This window comes from Cohnella sp. (genome assembly GCF_041641335.1).
GTDB lineage: Bacteria > Bacillota > Bacilli > Paenibacillales > Paenibacillaceae > Cohnella.
Genome location: NZ_JBEPYQ010000129.1, coordinates 1 through 16,820, shown reverse-complemented (window position 1 = coordinate 16,820; position 16,820 = coordinate 1). Strand labels below are relative to the sequence as shown.

Annotated in this window: 13 protein-coding genes and 1 riboswitch; of the genes, 4 read left to right on the top strand and 9 right to left on the bottom strand. The window is 59.0% G+C overall.

The window, feature by feature from the left end:
* Positions 1 to 818 (bottom strand): LysR family transcriptional regulator (locus ACESLM_RS28095; RefSeq protein ID WP_372637388.1); only part of this gene is annotated, 818 nt, incomplete at its 3' end.
* A gap of 123 nt (positions 819 to 941) precedes the next feature.
* On the opposite strand from ACESLM_RS28095, the gene ACESLM_RS28090 reads away from it, so the two are divergent.
* Complete coding sequence (locus ACESLM_RS28090; protein ID WP_372637386.1) at positions 942 to 2,090, top strand: YeiH family protein; 1,149 nt, start codon at positions 942 to 944, stop codon at positions 2,088 to 2,090.
* Positions 2,091 to 2,161: 71 nt separating this feature from the next.
* Here ACESLM_RS28090 and ACESLM_RS28085 read toward each other — a convergent pair whose 3' ends face one another.
* The gene (locus ACESLM_RS28085) at positions 2,162 to 3,595 is read right to left on the bottom strand and encodes an NAD(P)/FAD-dependent oxidoreductase (RefSeq protein ID WP_372637383.1); all 1,434 of its coding nucleotides are present in this window, start codon (positions 3,593 to 3,595) and stop codon (positions 2,162 to 2,164) included.
* Between the two features lie 77 nt (positions 3,596 to 3,672).
* Positions 3,673 to 3,772, bottom strand: a riboswitch (purine riboswitch).
* Positions 3,773 to 4,193: 421 nt separating this feature from the next.
* Between ACESLM_RS28085 and ACESLM_RS28080 the strand changes: the two genes are divergently transcribed.
* On the top strand, positions 4,194 to 7,202 hold the full coding sequence (locus ACESLM_RS28080) for an NHL domain-containing protein (protein ID WP_372637381.1): 3,009 nt from the start codon (positions 4,194 to 4,196) through the stop codon (positions 7,200 to 7,202).
* 207 nt (positions 7,203 to 7,409) lie between these two features.
* On the opposite strand, the gene ACESLM_RS28075 is transcribed toward ACESLM_RS28080, so the two are convergent.
* Genes ACESLM_RS28075 through ACESLM_RS28065 form a run of 3 tightly spaced genes read right to left on the bottom strand, consistent with a single transcriptional unit; the run spans position 7,410 to position 10,705 of the window.
* Entirely contained in the window at positions 7,410 to 8,276 is an 867-nt protein-coding gene (locus tag ACESLM_RS28075; protein ID WP_372637379.1) for a transglutaminase family protein, read from the bottom strand.
* Positions 8,273 to 9,226 (bottom strand): alpha-E domain-containing protein, encoded by a 954-nt coding sequence (locus ACESLM_RS28070; protein ID WP_372637376.1) that lies wholly within the window; start codon positions 9,224 to 9,226, stop codon positions 8,273 to 8,275. Before ACESLM_RS28070 ends, ACESLM_RS28075 begins: the two co-directional genes overlap by 4 nt.
* A 24-nt stretch (positions 9,227 to 9,250) precedes the next feature.
* On the bottom strand, positions 9,251 to 10,705 hold the full coding sequence (locus ACESLM_RS28065) for a circularly permuted type 2 ATP-grasp protein (protein WP_372637374.1): 1,455 nt from the start codon (positions 10,703 to 10,705) through the stop codon (positions 9,251 to 9,253).
* 153 nt (positions 10,706 to 10,858) lie between these two features.
* Here ACESLM_RS28065 and ACESLM_RS28060 point away from each other — a divergent pair, with 153 nt between their 5' ends.
* Positions 10,859 to 11,359, top strand: coding sequence for a cation diffusion facilitator family transporter (locus ACESLM_RS28060; protein WP_372637371.1), 501 nt, complete (start codon positions 10,859 to 10,861; stop codon positions 11,357 to 11,359).
* Positions 11,360 to 11,897: 538 nt separating this feature from the next.
* Entirely contained in the window at positions 11,898 to 12,377 is a 480-nt protein-coding gene (locus ACESLM_RS28055; RefSeq protein WP_372637369.1) for a DL-endopeptidase inhibitor IseA family protein, read from the top strand.
* Between the two features lie 64 nt (positions 12,378 to 12,441).
* On the opposite strand, the gene cyoD is transcribed toward ACESLM_RS28055, so the two are convergent.
* Genes cyoD through cyoA form a run of 4 tightly spaced genes read right to left on the bottom strand, consistent with a single transcriptional unit; the run spans position 12,442 to position 16,319 of the window.
* The gene (gene cyoD / locus ACESLM_RS28050; RefSeq protein WP_372637366.1) at positions 12,442 to 12,795 is read right to left on the bottom strand and encodes a cytochrome o ubiquinol oxidase subunit IV; all 354 of its coding nucleotides are present in this window, start codon (positions 12,793 to 12,795) and stop codon (positions 12,442 to 12,444) included.
* Position 12,796: 1 nt separating this feature from the next.
* Complete coding sequence (cyoC, locus tag ACESLM_RS28045; RefSeq protein ID WP_372637363.1) at positions 12,797 to 13,426, bottom strand: cytochrome o ubiquinol oxidase subunit III; 630 nt, start codon at positions 13,424 to 13,426, stop codon at positions 12,797 to 12,799.
* The gene (locus tag ACESLM_RS28040; RefSeq protein WP_372637361.1) at positions 13,426 to 15,396 is read right to left on the bottom strand and encodes a cbb3-type cytochrome c oxidase subunit I; all 1,971 of its coding nucleotides are present in this window, start codon (positions 15,394 to 15,396) and stop codon (positions 13,426 to 13,428) included. The genes cyoC and ACESLM_RS28040 overlap by 1 nt, the downstream gene beginning before the upstream one ends.
* 38 nt (positions 15,397 to 15,434) lie before the next feature.
* Positions 15,435 to 16,319: a ubiquinol oxidase subunit II gene (gene cyoA / locus ACESLM_RS28035; RefSeq protein ID WP_372637391.1), complete on the bottom strand. Its 885-nt coding sequence runs from the start codon at positions 16,317 to 16,319 to the stop codon at positions 15,435 to 15,437.
* Positions 16,320 to 16,820: the final 501 nt, after the last annotated feature.

The following is a 16,820-nucleotide window of genomic DNA, read 5'->3' as shown; positions in this document are numbered from 1 at the left end:
CGACGGGACAGAATATGGAAGCTCCGCCTGAAGGGAAGCCCTTCGGCGCGGAGCGGCTTCAAGGAGCCGAGCCCGAGCTCTTTGCGCAGCGCCCAGCGCGACAGCAGAGAGATGCCGAGCCCGGCTTCTACCGTCTCCTTGATCGATTGCGTGCTGCCGAGCTCCATCAGCCGGACGGGCTGGATACCCAGCGCAGCGAACAGGTTGTCCGCGGCCGCCCGGGTTCCCGAGCCTCTTTCGCGGACGAGCCAGGTTTCCCGCTCCAGCAGCGCCGGCTCGACCCGGGGAAGATTCGCCAGCGGGTGGCTCGCGGCCGCCGCGACGAACATCTCGTCCTCCGCCAACCTCTCCGCATTGAGCCCCGATCCAATCTCTTCTCCCTCTACGATTCCGACGTCCAATGCGCGAGTCCGCACCTTTTCCGCGATGTCCGCCGTATTGCCGATCATGACGCTTGGCCGAATATCCGGGTAATTCTCGTGCAGCTTCGCCAGCGTGCGCGGAAGCACGTATTCTCCGAACGTGTAGCTCGCCCCTATCGATAACGGCCCTCCGGCATGGCCGATCAGCTCGCCGACCATTTCGTTCATCCGACGGTGCAACTCTCCGATTTCCCTGGCATGATGAAGGACGATTTCTCCGGCTTTCGTCAACGCGACCGACTTGTTGCTGCGAACGAGCAATTGAGCGTTCAGCCGCTCCTCCAGCGTCCGGATGTGCTGACTCACCGCCGGTTGAGTCATGTGCAGGCGCTCTGCCGCGCGGGAGAAATTCCGCGTCTCGGCGACTTCGACGAACACCGACAGGGATTGCTCCATGTTTGTTACCACCTCAATTCATAAGTATTTACTTATAATAAAATAAATATAATTAATTTTCCTTATTATAAATTCGTGAGTATGCTGAAAGCAACAGAACCGATAACGGAGGTCTCAGCCCTCATGCTCGCTAACCCAATTCGCCCCGTCACTGCCTGTTCGTCGAATCATCCGCGTCTGACCGGCATCTTGCTTACGCTGTCGCTTGCGCTGGCCGGATGGGCCGTCTCCCTCATTCCCGGCCCGTCCAAGCTCGGCCCGCTTGCTTGCGCGCTGCTGCTGGCGGCCGCTTACCGCCATCGTTTCGGCTATCCGCACGCCCTGGGCGCGGGAGTCCGCTTCTCCTCCGGAACGCTGCTTCGCGCCGCCATCGTCCTGTTCGGCCTCAAGCTCGACATCGTCGAACTGCTGCGGCAGGGCTTGCCGCTTCTGCTGAGAAGCGGCGCGTCAGTCGCTTTCTCGCTCGTCGCCGTATTCGCGATCGGCCGCCTGCTCCGCGCCGACCGCAAATGGATTGCCTTGCTGGCGATCGGAACCGCCATCTGCGGCGCGGCTGCCATCGCGGCCGCAGCTCCGCTGCTCCGCTCCAAAGACGAAGACACGGCAATCAGCGCCGGGCTGATTGCCGTGATCGGTACCGTATTCGCGACGGCCTATACGCTCATGCTGCCTTGGCTGCCGCTCTCTCCGGAAAGCTATGGCATCTGGTCGGGCCTGACGCTCCACGAAATCGCGCACGTCGCCATGGCCGCCGCTCCCGGCGGACCGGACGCCTTGGCCGACGGCCTGCTCGCCAAGCTGTGCCGCGTCGCCCTGCTCGTGCCAGTGTGCCTCGCCATTGCGGGAGCGGCCAAGCTTCGCAGCCTTCGGGGCGGCGATCGGACTGGCGGCTGGGACAGCGAGCAGGACTGGAAGGCCGAGGAGGATGGACAGGCGGGCAACGAGGCCGGCTATCAGGCCTCTGCTATGTCCGGCGATAAGACCTGTGATCGGAACCGGGCGGCCGGGGGCGGCTTCAAGTTTCCCTGGTTCCTCGTCGGCTTCATCGCTGCCAGCCTGTTCGGCAGCTACGCGTTGCCGGCTCTGCTCCCCGATCCCAAGCCTCGGCTGCACGAACTGTCGTATGCGACCACCCTGCTACTCGGTATGGCGATGGCCGGCCTGGGCCTGAACGTCAGCCTGCGCGATCTTCGCAGCCGCGCCCTCCGTCCGCTTGCGGCCATGCTCATCGCCTCCGTGCTTCTGTCGGCTTTGACATACTGGTCTCTGTAGCCTAGGGCGCAGTCTTAACTCCGACACACCGCCCGCGCCAAGGCCATTTCTTGGCCACGCCCGGCTAGCGCCTACCCCGCCAACCGCTCCGAAATCGCCCGAGCGATCCAGACGCCGGCCGCCCCGGCTTGAGCCAGGCCGCGCGTCACGCCTGCGCCGTCGCCGCCGCAGTAGAGGCCGGCGATCTCCGTCTCGAGCGTCTCGCTCAACTTCGGGCGTGCCGAGTAGAACTTGGCCTCCACCCCGTAGAACAACGTATGTTCCGAGGCGATGCCCGGCGTCACCTTATCCAGCGCTTCCACCATCTCGATCAGAGACTTCATCGTGTTGTACGGAAGCACGAGGCCCAAGTCTCCCGGCACCGCTTCGTGCAAAGTCGGCTCGATGAAGCCCTCCTTGATCCGGCTCCCCGTCGACCGCCGTCCGCGCATAATGTCTCCGAACTTCTGCACGATGACCCCGCCGCTCGACAAATCGTTGGCGCGTTTGCAAATTTCCCGCGCGTACTCGTTCGGCTTATCGAACGGCTCGGTGAACTTATGCGAGACGAGCAGCGCGAAGTTCGTATTCGCCGAGCCGAGCGCCGGGTCCTTGAACGCGTGACCGTTCGCCGCCATGACGCCGCTGTGGTTTTCCACGACGACGTGTCCCGAGGGATTGCTGCAGAACGTCCGCACCCGCGTGCCCACGGACGTATTGAACACGAATTTGCCCTCGTACAGATGCTCGTTGATTTCCCTCATGACCACGTCCGACGTCTCCACTCGCACTCCTACGTCCACCTGGTTGTTCACCATCGCCAGCCGCCGTTTCTTCAGCACGTCGGCCAGCCAGCCGGAGCCGTCCCTTCCCGGAGCGATAACGACCGTTCCCGCTTCGATCTCTTCCCCGTTCTTCAGCACGATGCCCCGAGCCCGGTGCTTGCCGTCCTCCTTCACCGTCAGAAGATCGGCGACCTCCGTCTTGAACCGCATCTCGATCCGGCTGTCCAAATAGTCGTAGATCGATTTCAGAATCTCCAGGTTCTGCTCCGTTCCCAGGTGGCGAACTTGCGCCCGCAGCAGCTTAAGACCGGCAGCATACCCTCTGCGCTCGATATCCCGGACGGTTTCCGTCGTCGGGTCGGTCACGTTCGTCGCCGCGCCATGCTCCAGATTGATCTCATCTACGTAGCGAATCAGATCCAGCACCCGCGAATGGGGCAAATAGTCGGTCAGCCAACCTCCGAACTCCGTCGTAATGTTGAACTTGCCGTCGCTGTATGCGCCCGCTCCCCCGAACCCGGCCGTAATCGAACAGGCGGGCAGGCAGCCCGCGTATTCCTTTTTCCCCGCGGGCGGAGGACATAGCTCGATTTTATTTTCAAGTATCGGACAGTGGCGACGCTTGATTTCATGTCCTTTGTCCACCAGAAGCACCTTCAGGTGCGGAGCGTTTCTCGTCAACTCGTAACATGCGAAAATTCCCGCCGGACCGGCGCCCACCACAATGACGTCATAACTCATTCGTAAACTTCTCCTCCCGGTTTTTCCCTTCCAGCCGTCCGAACGCAGCATAAAAAAATCCCGACCGCCGAAGGGTGTGGGTATCCCACATCCTTCGTAGTCAGGAATTTAAGGCTCCTGGTAGAGACCCCCGGCCCATATCGCCGAGGATATACGAATGGATGAACATCACATGCTTTGTTCTTTTTCCATTACGTAGCTTAACCGATAAATCCGTACACGTCAAGTTGTTTTGCGCCCAATTATTCGTGAATGAATCATCCATTCGCAACTTTCGGACAAACATCCATCCGAAATTCATTATTTTCCCGAACATTAAACCGCCATTTCGCCTCTCTCTACAGAAACATGGATTGTCCTGATCGCGAGCGCAGAACGTGTCGCGGTTGATTCCGGCCCAAGTCGTAATGCCTATGCAGATCGGCCGTGTGCCCGCGCATCCGAATCCCCCGACTTATTTCAAAATTTTACCCGACACATTGATCTGATATGTTCGTTAACCGACACATCTGCCATTTTTGCTCATTGAAGCCTTGTTTGCCCAGCATAATAATAAAAAATGTGCGTTTAATCATAAATCGACTGTTGGAGGAAAATGATGAGCAGAGCCAATGTGCAATCACGGAAGGGACGAGCAGCCAAGCTGCTCCATATCGCGTTGGCAATCCTGTTGATGAACGGCATGGCCCTCCTGCTGCCGGCCGACTGGGGGAGCCGAGCTTATGCGGCGGAGAACTATACGATCGACACGATCGCCGGGACAGGCGCACCGGGCTTCTCCGGAGACGGAGGGCTGGCAGCTTCGGCCCAAATCAACATCGTGTACCATGTTGCCGTAGACGCAGCCGGAAATCTGTATTTTGCGGATTCGTATAATCATGTGATCCGGAAGGTGGATACGTCCGGCATCATCACGACGGCAGCCGGAAGGCCCGGGGTCGAGGCGAACTGGAGCATCCCTTCGGGGGACGGCGGACCGGCGACTTCGGCTACATTGCGATACCCTGGGGGCGTGACCTTCGATAGCGCAGGGAATATGTACATAACGGAAATCGGCTACGAGCGCGTACGCAAGGTGGATACGAACGGCATCATCACCACGGTGGCCGGCTCGAGCACGGGCGGTCAGGGCTATGCCGGCGACGGCGGACCGGCGACTGCGGCCCTGCTGAACAATCCGGTCGATGTTGCCGTGGACAGCGCCGGCAATTTATATATCGCGGAAATTTTTAATCATACCATTCGGAAAGTGGATCAAACGACAGGCATCATCACCACGGTAGTCGGGACGGGAGCTTCCGGTTTCTCGGGCGACGGCGGACCGGCGACTTCGGCGCAGTTGAATACTCCGTATTCCATTGACTTTGACGATAGCGGGAATCTGTACATCGCGGACCGCAATAACAATCGAGTGCGGAAAGTAGATACGTCCGGGAACATCAGTACGGTGGCCGGGACGGGAGTTGCCGGCTATTCCGGCGACGGAGGTCCGGCGACGGCGGCCCGTATGGATAGCCCGATCGGACTCACCGTAGACGACGACGGAACGCTGTACGTGGTGGAGAACAGCAATCATGTCATACGGAAAATTAGTCCGACCGGCATCATTACGACGATTGCCGGGACCGGCACTTTCGGCGATTCCGGTGACGGCGGGCCGGCAAAGACGGCGCAATTGCGCGTCCCTCTCGGGATCGATCTCGATCATAACGGGAACCTGTTTGTGGCGGACCGCGGCAACCACAAGATCAAAAAGCTTGAAGCGGTTACCCACACGGTCGCGTTCGATAAGAATGGCGGGGATACGGAGGCGACTCCCCCGACCTTAAGCGTGACGGACGGCGAGACGGTGGCGGCCCTCCCCGCGCCGCCGACCCGTACCGGCTATGCGTTCGCGGGTTGGAATACGCAGCCGAATGGCAGCGGAACCGGCTTCGACGAGACGACCGTCGTGAGCGGAGATGTGACCGTCTACGCCATGTGGAGTCTGAATCCTCCCCATGCTCCCGCCAATCTCAGGGCTTCTCCCGGAAACGGCCAAGCCTCCTTGGCCTGGGACAGCGTCACGTCAGCCGTCTATTACAGCCTTTATATCGGCACTGCATCCGGTGCGTACGACCCCTTGCCGTTGACTACGGTGACGGGAGCGACCTACACGGCGACGGGTCTTGCCAACGGTACGACTTATTATTTCGCGGTGAAGGCGCACAACGCTGTAGGAGTCAGCGGATTTTCGAACGAGGCGAGCGCGACGCCGCGCGCTCCGAATTCATCGTCTCCGTCGACGCCGGGCTCCGATTCCGACTCCGGACGGTCCACGATTCAAGTCGTTGACGGCAACGGCGGGTCCCTCGTATCGAATGCCTATATCGTCCGTTCGTCCGCCAGCGACGGACGCCGGCACGCGACGGTCGAACTGACGAAAGAGCAGGCGGCCCGAGCGATCGACAAGCTCAAGGCGCTCGGTTCCGATTTGGCGAAGATGCTCATACCGGACGAAGATAACGGGGACGTCGAGCTGGTCGTGACGTTCCCGAAGGCTTCGGCCGATCTGCTGTCCGAAAGCAAGATCCGGTTGGAGATCTCCGCGACGCGGGCGCGTGTCGTCATTCCGGATACAACGTTCAAAGAGGGCACGGACGGACTTCGTTTCCGCATCGAACCGACCCGGGATGAGAACCTCGCATCGATCGAAAGGCTGGCAACAACGGATCCGCTCGTACGCGAAGCCGCGAGAGGCGGCACGGTGGAAACCGTCGGCCGTCCGATGACGATCGGATCGAACGCGACCGGCGGCGGATACGAGGCGATTCTGCCGCTGACCGGCACGCCGCTCAGCGACAAACAGCTGAAGAAAGTCGCGGTCTTCGCGTTGTATGACGACGGTACGAAGGAGCTGGCGAGAGGAAGCATCGTTCCCTTTGACGGCGAAGATCGGCTGGGGATCCGCTTTCCCGTCTCCGCCGGCAAGACGGGCACGTTTACCGTCGTCCGTTGGATAAATCCGGAGCATCAAGCGTTTCTGTTCGGTTATGCCGACGGAACGTTCTCTCCGGACCGGAACGTAACCCGCGCGGAGCTCGCTGCGATGCTGGTCAGGGTGTTCGACCGGGATGAGAATGCGGCGCCTGGAGATTTCCCGGACGTCGGGGATGGACATTGGGCCAAGAAGTACATCGACCGCGCCTCCGGCATGAGCCTCATGATCGGATATCCCGACGGCAGCTTCAAGCCGGACGCACCGATCACGCGGGCGGAGATGGCGAGCGCGATCGCCCCGCTGCTGCCCGGTGCAACGGGCGCAAGCGCGGGATTTACCGATACCGAAGGAAGCTGGGCGCAAGCCGTCATCGAGCAAGCGAATGCGGCAGGTATCGTATACGGGTATGAAGACGGCACGTTCCGCCCGAATTCGAAGCTGACCCGCGCCGAGGCGGTCACGATGATAGGCAGGCTGCTGGGCCGCGGGCCGCTGATCGGAGCGCCGCAGCAATGGCCGGACGTCACGCAAGCCCACTGGGCATACGGCTATATACAGGAAGCATCCATGGACCATTCCTACGAGAAGCAGCAGGACGGCACCGAAAAGTACATTCCGGAACCGTAAGCCGGTTCACGCAAGCCCGTTCAACCGGACGGCGGGGCTAACCGCCCCGTCTCCGGTTGAACGGGCTTGCTCTGTGATCAGGCTGAAAGGATCGCTTTACGGCGATTGGCTTGCCAGCGGGAAGGACGACGTCCATTACCGCCCGCTCCAAGCCCACTCCCTTCACTTACGGCCCCACCACACCGTCAACCGCTCGCACCTCTCCGCTTACCCCGTCTCCGCCAGCTGAACGTCCACCGTGACATGCAGCGACTGGCCGGACGTGCCTCGATAGATCCCTTTGACCGGGACGATGTCGGGGTAATCGCGTCCATGCCCGAGCTTGACGTAGCGCCAATCGACCAGATTGTCGTTCGTCGGATCGATGCCCTGCCAGCCGACTCCGGGCACATACGCCTCGACCCAGGCATGCGAAGCCTGTTCGAAATCCGCGTCCCGCCCCTGCAAATCCCCGACGAAATGGTACCCGCTCACATAACGCGCCGGCACCCCTTTCAGACGGCACACCGCGATCAGCAAATGCGCGAAATCCTGGCATACGCCGGAGCCGATCTCAATCAACTCCTCCGCCTTCGTATGCACCCCGGTCGACAGCGGCTTGTACTGAAAATCTCCGAAGATCGCGTTCGCCGCGCGCCGCACGAAGCCGAAGACGCCCTCCTCTTCTCCCCCGATCCTGGCGGCATACGCCTCCACCGAAGAATGGAAAGACGCGTACTCCGTGGGAAGCAAATATTCCGCGTTCGCGTCGACGAACTCTAGACTTCTCACCCGATGCCACGATTCCTCCGGCCCCCAGGCGGCCTTCCACAGTACGTCCCGGTCCCGCGTTACCACCGTCGAATGGGCCGTGATGACCAGCTCCGAATGCGGCGCGTTGGCCGTAAACGAATGAACCCGATTCCCGAAGAAATCCTCATAAGACTGCAGCTGAACGTTAGGCTCGACCACAAGCCGGTGCTGATAGCACGCCTGCCGCTCGTCGGTCCGGGGAGTCAGGCGAATTTCATTGACACTGTCCGTCACCGGCGAATCGTAGCGGTATTTCGTGACGTGGCAAATTTCGAGTCTCATGCCGTAACCTCCCGTCCAGGGGAAAAAAAGGTGCCCGCAACCGCCTCGCCCAACTGGCGATTCGTCGCCAGCAGCTGCTGCAGCACGGAATTCAGCGTATCGAGCGTAATGTCGTCGCGGTCGAGCCAGCCGAGCTCCGACCGCGCCTTGCCCGCAAGCCGGATAGTCCGCTCAAGAGCCGAGCCCGATTTGTCGGATTCCCGCCTCATGTCCTTCAGATGACGCTCGAACGCGGCCAGCGAGAAATGCGCCGAACGCGGAAAAGCCTCCTGAAGCACGAGGAATCTCGATACCCCCTCCAGCGTAAGATCGTCTTGACCCAGACGGCGGAACGCTTCGTAGCCTCCGACCGACTTGAGCAGCGCGACCGTATAGGCGAAAGCTCCCTTCCGCTGCTCCGGCGCGATTCTGCCGACGGATTGAAGAAGCCGCACGACGTTCTCCGACCGCTCCAGATAGCGCCCGCTTTCAAGCATATGCCACGATTCGTCTCTCAGCGCGATGGACACGGCCGTCCCTTGGAACGCGGCCAGCCGCTCCTTCAATCCCTGAAAGAAACCGTGAGGCGACATCTGCACGATCTCCTCCACGCGCATGTTCTTCAACCACAAGTAGAAACCGTTCAACAGGTTCCACAGCTCGGCAGGCAGCTGCTCCCGGATCTTCTTCAGATTGTTGCGCGCCTGCGTCACGCAGGACAGAATCGAATTCGGCTGCGTCCAATCGAGCGTCAGGAAGAACAGCACGTCATTCTCCCGGTACGCGTCGTACCGCTCTTCGTACAGCGCGCAATCTCCAATCGCTTCCGCGATTCTTTTCCACGTCGCCTCGGCCTCTTCGCCGTCCTCCTCGCGCAAGTGATAGTAGACGTCGAGCAGCCTGGCGTGATTTTCCGCCCGTTCGGTGTAGCGCCCGATCCAGAACAGGCATTCCGCGATCCGATCCAACATAGAGACCCTCTCCTTATGGACGAATTATCGAGACAGCACCCAAGTATCCTTGACGCCTCCGCCCTGGGACGAATTGACGACGAGCGAGCCTTCTTGCATCGCCACCCTCGTCAGCCCTCCCGGCAGCACGCGGACGCTCGCCCCGTCCGCGACGGCGAACACCCGCAGATCGATATGCCGATGCGCGATGCGCCCGTCCAGATTGATCGGCGAGGTAGACAGCTTGATCGTCGGCTGGGCGATGTAATTGTCGGGATTTTCCCGGATTTTCGCGGCGAACAGCTCCCGCTCCCGCTCCGTTGAGGCAGGACCGACCAACATGCCGTATCCGCCCGACAGCGAAGTTTCCTTGACGACCATTTCCTCCAGACGGCCCAGCACATGCTCCCTCTCGTCCGGACGGCTCATCAGATAAGTCGGCACGTTGCTCAGAATGGGACGCTCGTTCAAATAGTAGCGGATCATCTCCGGCACGAACGTATAGATGGCCTTGTCGTCCGCAACGCCCGTCCCGGGAGCGTTGGCGATCGTAATGTTGCCGTAGCGGTAAGCGTTCATCAGCCCGGCCACGCCCAGCACGGAATCCGGGCGAAACGCCAGCGGATCGAGATAGTCGTCGTCGATGCGCCGGTACAGCACATCGACCTGCTTCAGCCCCGACAGGCTGCGAATATAGATTTTATGATCCTTGCAGACGAGGTCCCGGCCTTCGACCAGTTCGATTCCCATCTGCTGCGCCAGGAAGACGTGTTCGAAATACGCGGAATTGTAGCTTCCCGGGGTCAGCAGGGCGACGACGGGCTCGGCTTTGTCGACAGGAGAGAGATTGCGCAAGGAAGACCTGAATTCCTGCAGGAAACGATCAATGCCGCGTACGGGATGGGAGAACATCAACTCGGGAAAATCATGCGTCAGGATCGAGCGGCTCTTGAACACGTAGGAGAAGCCGGACGGGGAACGGAGATTGTCCTCCAGAACGTAATAAGCGCCCTTCTCGTCGCGGATCAGATCGATGCCCGAGGCCGTCACGTATGTTCCTCCGGGCGCCGCGAGACGCATCATCTCCGTACGGAAGTAGCGATTGCCCATCACCATCCGGCGCGGCACGAGCCCGTCTTTCAGAATGCATTGTTCATGATAGATATCCGCGAGGAAAGCGTTCAGCGCCCTCACCCGCTGCTTCGTCCCCTGTTCGATCGTCTCCCATTCCTCCATCGGAATAATTCGGGGGATCAGATCGAAAGGAATCGTCCGCTCCAGCGCCTCCGGCTGTCCCGCTCCCGACAGCGTAAACGTAATGCCTTCCTCGAGCAGCCTTCCGTTCATCTTCGTCTGCCTGGCAACGCGTTCCTGGGGCGTCATTCGCGAGATCGACTCGTGAACCTTGCCGTAGTGCGGACGAACTTGCGATCCGTCGTACATCTCGTTGTAGTACAGGGAAGAGAGCGAAGGTACCGGCGTTTTGTTCGTTATCCCCATGCTCAGCGGCTCCTTCTCCCCATCGGGTTTTTACAGTAATCATATTCCTCCGGCATATTTATGTCAATAATAGTTACATATAAGGCTGAATATTTATTTATAGTTAACATACCTATTACTTTATAAGTAATTTATGTGTAGGAGAAGAACAGAATGAGCGTACTCGCCACCGCCTTCGACCATCTTGCCGACGTCTACGCCTCGCTCGTTGCAGTCGTCGGCATCGCACCGGGGCTGCTGGGGAGAGATTTCCTTGGGGATGGTCCGCATACGGAGACCCGATCGCCGGCGCCATCCTGCTGCGCTCTGACGCACGGCGCCTTTGGCGCCATAAACTCGCGCCGGGAGAGGCGCGCGAACATCGTCGGTTCTCTGCTCGTTCTCAAGCTCGCAGTCGAGAGGTGGCGCGAATCCGTAGACAATCTGAGGGAACACAACGAAAGCCCTGAGAAGCTGGTGAAATACGCAGCGCTGCTGAGAACGGACGATCACGTGAAGCGAATCGAGCGGGGGCGGGCCCGCGAGCACGGGCACTACATTATCGTCGGCGTTCGAAGTGGGCATTCCCCACGACTATACGATCCAGCAAGGACACGCCATCAGTCGCAAGCTGAAAAAACTCATCATGGACTACGACCCCGACGTGTCGAGTAAGCATACACGCCCTGTAGATTTTAAGCGGAAAATCCTCTTTAAATTCGCTGCCGCACCTTTCTCGGGCAATTTAAAGCGGATTTCTCGCTCTATATCCACGATTATCCTGTTTTAGAGAAATTAAAGCGGATTTCCCGCTCTATTTCTGCTTATCTTCCCCATTCGACAAAATTAGCGCGGATTCTCCGCCCAAAACTATCCCGCCCCCCCCAGTTCCTTTCAACGATGGGAGCGGACCATCCGCCTTCCTCTCCGCAACCTCGCACGCTCCGCCGTTTCCGCCTCATATTTCGTTCAATTGAAGGAACACTTCACGCAGCCTTTCGTCGATCGTCAAGATAACAGGGCGATCATTGACTATACATCTTGGTCCAAGAGCCGCCCCAATCGGCTTTACCGACTTCCCGAGGTCGGATTTTACCGGCGCCGTAACCGCCCTTCGCGCCGCTAATCCGAATAATCGTCATTTACCCTCCGGACAACCACCCTCGCGCTAGCTCCGCCAGCCTCATACGCTGTCATGGAGGGGGATGCCGATATGCCGAATGCCGCTGTCGCCTATACCGTCAGCCAGCTTACCGCGTTCATCAACGAAGCCGAGGAGCAATGGTTCGCCGTCCGGAGCTCCGCTTCCGACGGACAATCGTTCAAGTTCAACGGAGACGAATACAGACGCCTGCCCGACCGGTTCAGCTCCCGTCAGAAAATCGAGGACTACTTCGGCCGCTGCTGGAGCAAGCAGCTCAGCCGCTTCATGCTGTGCAACCTCGATCCGATCAACTACCAAGGGAGAAGGTACGTGCTCTCCGATACCCCCGAACCGGTCCCGCGCAAGGTGGAAAGCCTGAAGATTCTCGGCCAGCACGCGTCCCGCATCCGCGTCAGCGCGGTTCTGTCCGGCGGAGGCGCCGGTAACAAAACGATCCGCTACACGCTGACCAAGACGGGCGGACGACTAACCATCATCGCCCGCACGGACCGTCCCAACGATTACCGGTACGCCCGCTGCACCTCATAATCTCCATACCACAAAAAGGGACTCGCCGCACTTCCTCGCGCAGCAAGTCCCTTTTTCCTTATTTCTAAGCCACTTTATTGTAAGTCATGATCCAGATCGAGCCCGCCACGATCGTGAGCACGATGATCAGACCGAGGATGAGCACCATCAAGTTCCAGCGAGGCTTGCCCTCTTCCTTCAAATGCATGAAGTAGACCAGCTGCACCACGAACTGCAGCACCGCCGAGCCGAGAAGCACGATCGTCGCCGCCGTCTTCTCCATCAAGCCGTTCAGCACGATGACGAGGGGAATGATCGTCAGAACAATCGACAGGACGAAGCCGATGACGTAAGACTTGAGCGAGCCGTGAGACTCGTGGGCCCCATGATCGTCATGCGCTCCATGAGCGTGCGCGCCGTGATTCGTATGCTGCGCCATCTTACATCACCTCCAGCAGATAGACGATCGTGAAGACGAAAATCCAGACGACGTCGAGAAAGTGCCAATACAAGCTGATGACGTTGACCTTGCGGCGCGTAACGGAGTTGATACCGTGACGCCCGAGCTGAATCATGATCGCGATCATCCAGACAAGTCCGAGCGAGACGTGCAGTCCGTGCGTGCCGACCAGCGTATAGAAGCCGGACCAGTGGGCGCTCGTCGAAATTTTCGCGCCTTCGTGGACTAGAGTGACGAACTCCGTCACTTCCAGCGTAATGAACGCTGCGCCGAGCACGACCGTGACCGCGAGCCAGGAGATCAGCCCTTTGCGATCTCCCCGATTCATCGCCAGCACCGCAAGCCCGCTCGTGAAGCTGCTCGTAAGCAGAATGAACGTCTCGGCGATCACCCCCGGCATCTCGAACAATTCGGCTCCGGTAGGTCCTCCCGCCGTATTGCCGCTGAGCACGACGTAAGTCGCGAACAGCGTGCCGAACAGAATGCAGTCCGTGATCAGGAAGATCCAGAATCCCATCAAGCGCATGCCTTCCAGGTCGTGATGCCCCTCGTGGGCATGCCCGCCGCCGTGCGACGGAGCAGAGACGATATGGTTACCCGACTTGGCCATTACACAGCCCTCCCCGCCGCAGCTTCCGTGCGTTTGATTTCCTCAACCGGGATATAATAATCCGTATTGTAGTTAAAAGAGTGAACGAGCATGCATACCGCCACGCCGGCAAGCCCCGGAATGATCATCCACAGCCAATCCCAGACGAATCCGAAACCGGCGACGAAGAAGAAGAACGACATGATGATCGGGATTCCCGAGTTTCTCGGCATATGGATCGGTTCAAGCGGCGGCTTCGGCCGCGGAGCCCCTCCGGCGGCGATGCGCTGCTTCTCTTCCCAGAAGTCGTCTTTCTCCTGCACCGTCGGCAGCGTGGCGAAGTTGTACGCCGGAGCCGGCGACGGGATGGTCCACTCGAGCGTCCGTCCGTCCCACGGATCGCCCGTCGTATCTTTCTCCATAAACTTGATGCTGTGCAGGATCTGCCACACCTGGAACAGGAAGCCGATGCCCATCAGGAATCCGCCGATCGTCGACGTCAGGTTCAGCTCGTACCAGCCTCTGTCCCAGCCGTAGCTGCTGACCCGGCGCGTCATGCCCATCAGACCGAGCACGTACTGCGGCATGAAGCAGACGTAGAAGCCGATATTCCAGAACCAGAATGCCCATTTGCCGATTTTCTCGTTCAGCTTGAAGCCGAACACCTTCGGCCACCAGTAGTACAGGCCGGCGAAATATCCGAACGCGACGCCTCCGATCAGCACCTGGTGGAAGTGGGCGATCAGGAAGTAGCTGTTGTGGAACTGGAAGTCCGCCGGGGCGACGGAGAGCAGCACCCCGGTCATCCCGCCGACGACGAAGCACGGAATAAAACCGAGCATCCACAGCATCGGCGTCGGGAACGACAGCCGCCCTCGATACATCGTGAACAGCCAGTTGAACACCTTGACCCCGGTCGGAATCGCAATGATCATCGTCGTGACCGCGAAGAATGCGTTGACGTTCGCGCCCGAGCCCATCGTGAAGAAGTGGTGCGCCCAGGTGAAGAACGAAGCGACGCTGATGCTCATGAGAGCGAACACCATCGATTTGTAGCCGAACAGCCTCTTCTTGGAAAAGGTCGCGACCACCTCGGAGAAAATCCCGAAGGCCGGCAGAACGACGATGTACACTTCGGGGTGACCCCACATCCAGATCAGATTGATGTACATCATCGGGTTGCCGCCGCCGTCCAGCGTGAAGAAGTGCGCGCCGAGATAGCGGTCGATGAACAGCAGGAACAGCGTGACCGTCAAGATCGGGAACGCGAGAATGATCGTCAAGCAGCTGGACAGCACCGACCACGAGAACATCGGCATTTTCATCAGCTTCATGCCCGGCGCCCGCATTTTCAGAATCGTGACAATGAAGTTGATCCCGGTCATCAAGCTTCCGATCCCGGAAATCTGTATCCCCCATATATAGAAGTCCTGGCCGACGCCCGGACTGAATTGCGTTCCCGATAGCGGCGGGTAAGCCAGCCACCCCGCATCCGGCGAGCCGCCGATGACGAACGACAGGTTGAACAGCATCGCTCCGAAGAAGAACAGCCAGAAGCTCAGCGAGTTCAGGAACGGATACGCCACGTCTCTCGCCCCGATCTGGAGCGGAACGACGAGGTTGAACAACCCGAACATGAGCGGCATCGCCATGAACAGAATCATGATGACCCCATGGGTCGTAAAGATCGCGTTATAGTGCTCCGCGTTCAAGAATTCCAGCTCCGGCATCGCGAGCTGCGTGCGCATCAGCAGTGCGTCGACTCCTCCGCGGAACAGCATGATCAGCGCCGCGATGACGTACATGATCCCGATTCTCTTATGATCGACGGTCGTCAGCCATTCCTTCCACAGCCACGTCCATTTTTTGAAATAAGTGAGAGCCGTCACGATCGCGATCATCGTGAGCACGATGGCGACGTCCGCGCCGTAGATCAGCGGATCGCCCGTGACGAAAAACTCGGAGGCGAACTCCTTTATATTATCCCACATGTCGGCACCTTCTTTCCCTTGTTTCATAGCTTGTCGGTTCAGTCACTCTTGGCCGAGTCCGATCCATGATTGTGCGAGCTGCTGTACTTGGTTACGATCTTCTCGAACAAGCCTTCCGGAATCGAAGAGAAGGTTTGCACATCCGACACGCCCGGCTTCGCCAACTGAACGTACCCGTCCGTCGTCAGCTCAGGGGACGATTGCTTCACTTGCTCGACCCAAGCCTCGAACTCCTCCTGCGAAGTCGCCTTCGCCGTGAAATTCATCTTGCCGAAGTCCCTGCCGCTGAAGTTGGCGCCCATCCCCATGTACGAGCCCGGTTCGTCCGCGATCAGATGGAGCTTCATCGCCATTCCGGACATCGTATAGATCTGACCGCCAAGCTGCGGAATCCAGAAAGAGTTCATCGGCGCGTCCGAGGTGAGCTCGAAGCGGACCGGCACGTTCTCGGGAAATTCGAGGTAATTCACCGACGCGATGCCCTGCTCCGGATACATGAACAACCATTTCCAATCGAGCGAAGTTACTTGGATCACGACCGGCTTCGCTTCGTGCTCGAGCGGCCTGGACGGTTCCAGCATATGCGTATATTTAACGGTAATCGTACCGAGGATGGCGATGATGATGATCGGTATCCCCCACCAGATCGCTTCCAGCTTCGTGCTATGTTCCCAGGTTGGGTCGTATTTCGCCTTCCCGTTCGGCTTGTGACGATACTTCCAAGCCAAGTAGAACGTCAAGATCAGCACCGGCACGATAACGATCAGACAGAGCGCCGTAGACAAAATAATCAGGTCCAATTGGTGCTGTCCGATCTCGCCCTTCGGATTCAGCACGACCACCTTATCGGCGCACCCGCCGAGCAAGACTGCCGTCGCGGCGAGCGACAGCGCGACCGTCAGCCTCCGCAGCCCTTTCAACATTTCCATCTCCCCCATCCTCTTGCTGCTACCGCTTCATTTCGTTGTAACGGACGATTTCTTCGTCGCTGACCTCAACATATCAGAAAGCTCAGCGACTTTCCTCACAGTTAACAAAGGCGACAACGAAACGTTGAAAATTCGCAATAGTTTGTTCACCGCTTTGACACAATGTGAATTTTGGCACATGGGCGCCTATGCCATGGCGAAATGTGGAGACGAAGCGGAGGAAGAACGAAGCGGACAGCTGGGGGCGGGCAGACGATAACCGACTCTTTAGAACATCGCCCTCCGTTTGAGCGCTATTCGGGAGACGATAACCGATTCTTTAGAACATCGCCTTCCGTTTGAGCGCTATTCGGGAGACGATAACCGATTCTTTAGAACATCGCCCTCCGTTTGAGCGCCATTGGGGAGACGATAACCGATTCTTTAGAACATCGCCCTCCGTTTGAGCGCTATTCGGGGGACGATAACCGACTCTTTAGAACATCGCCTTCCTGT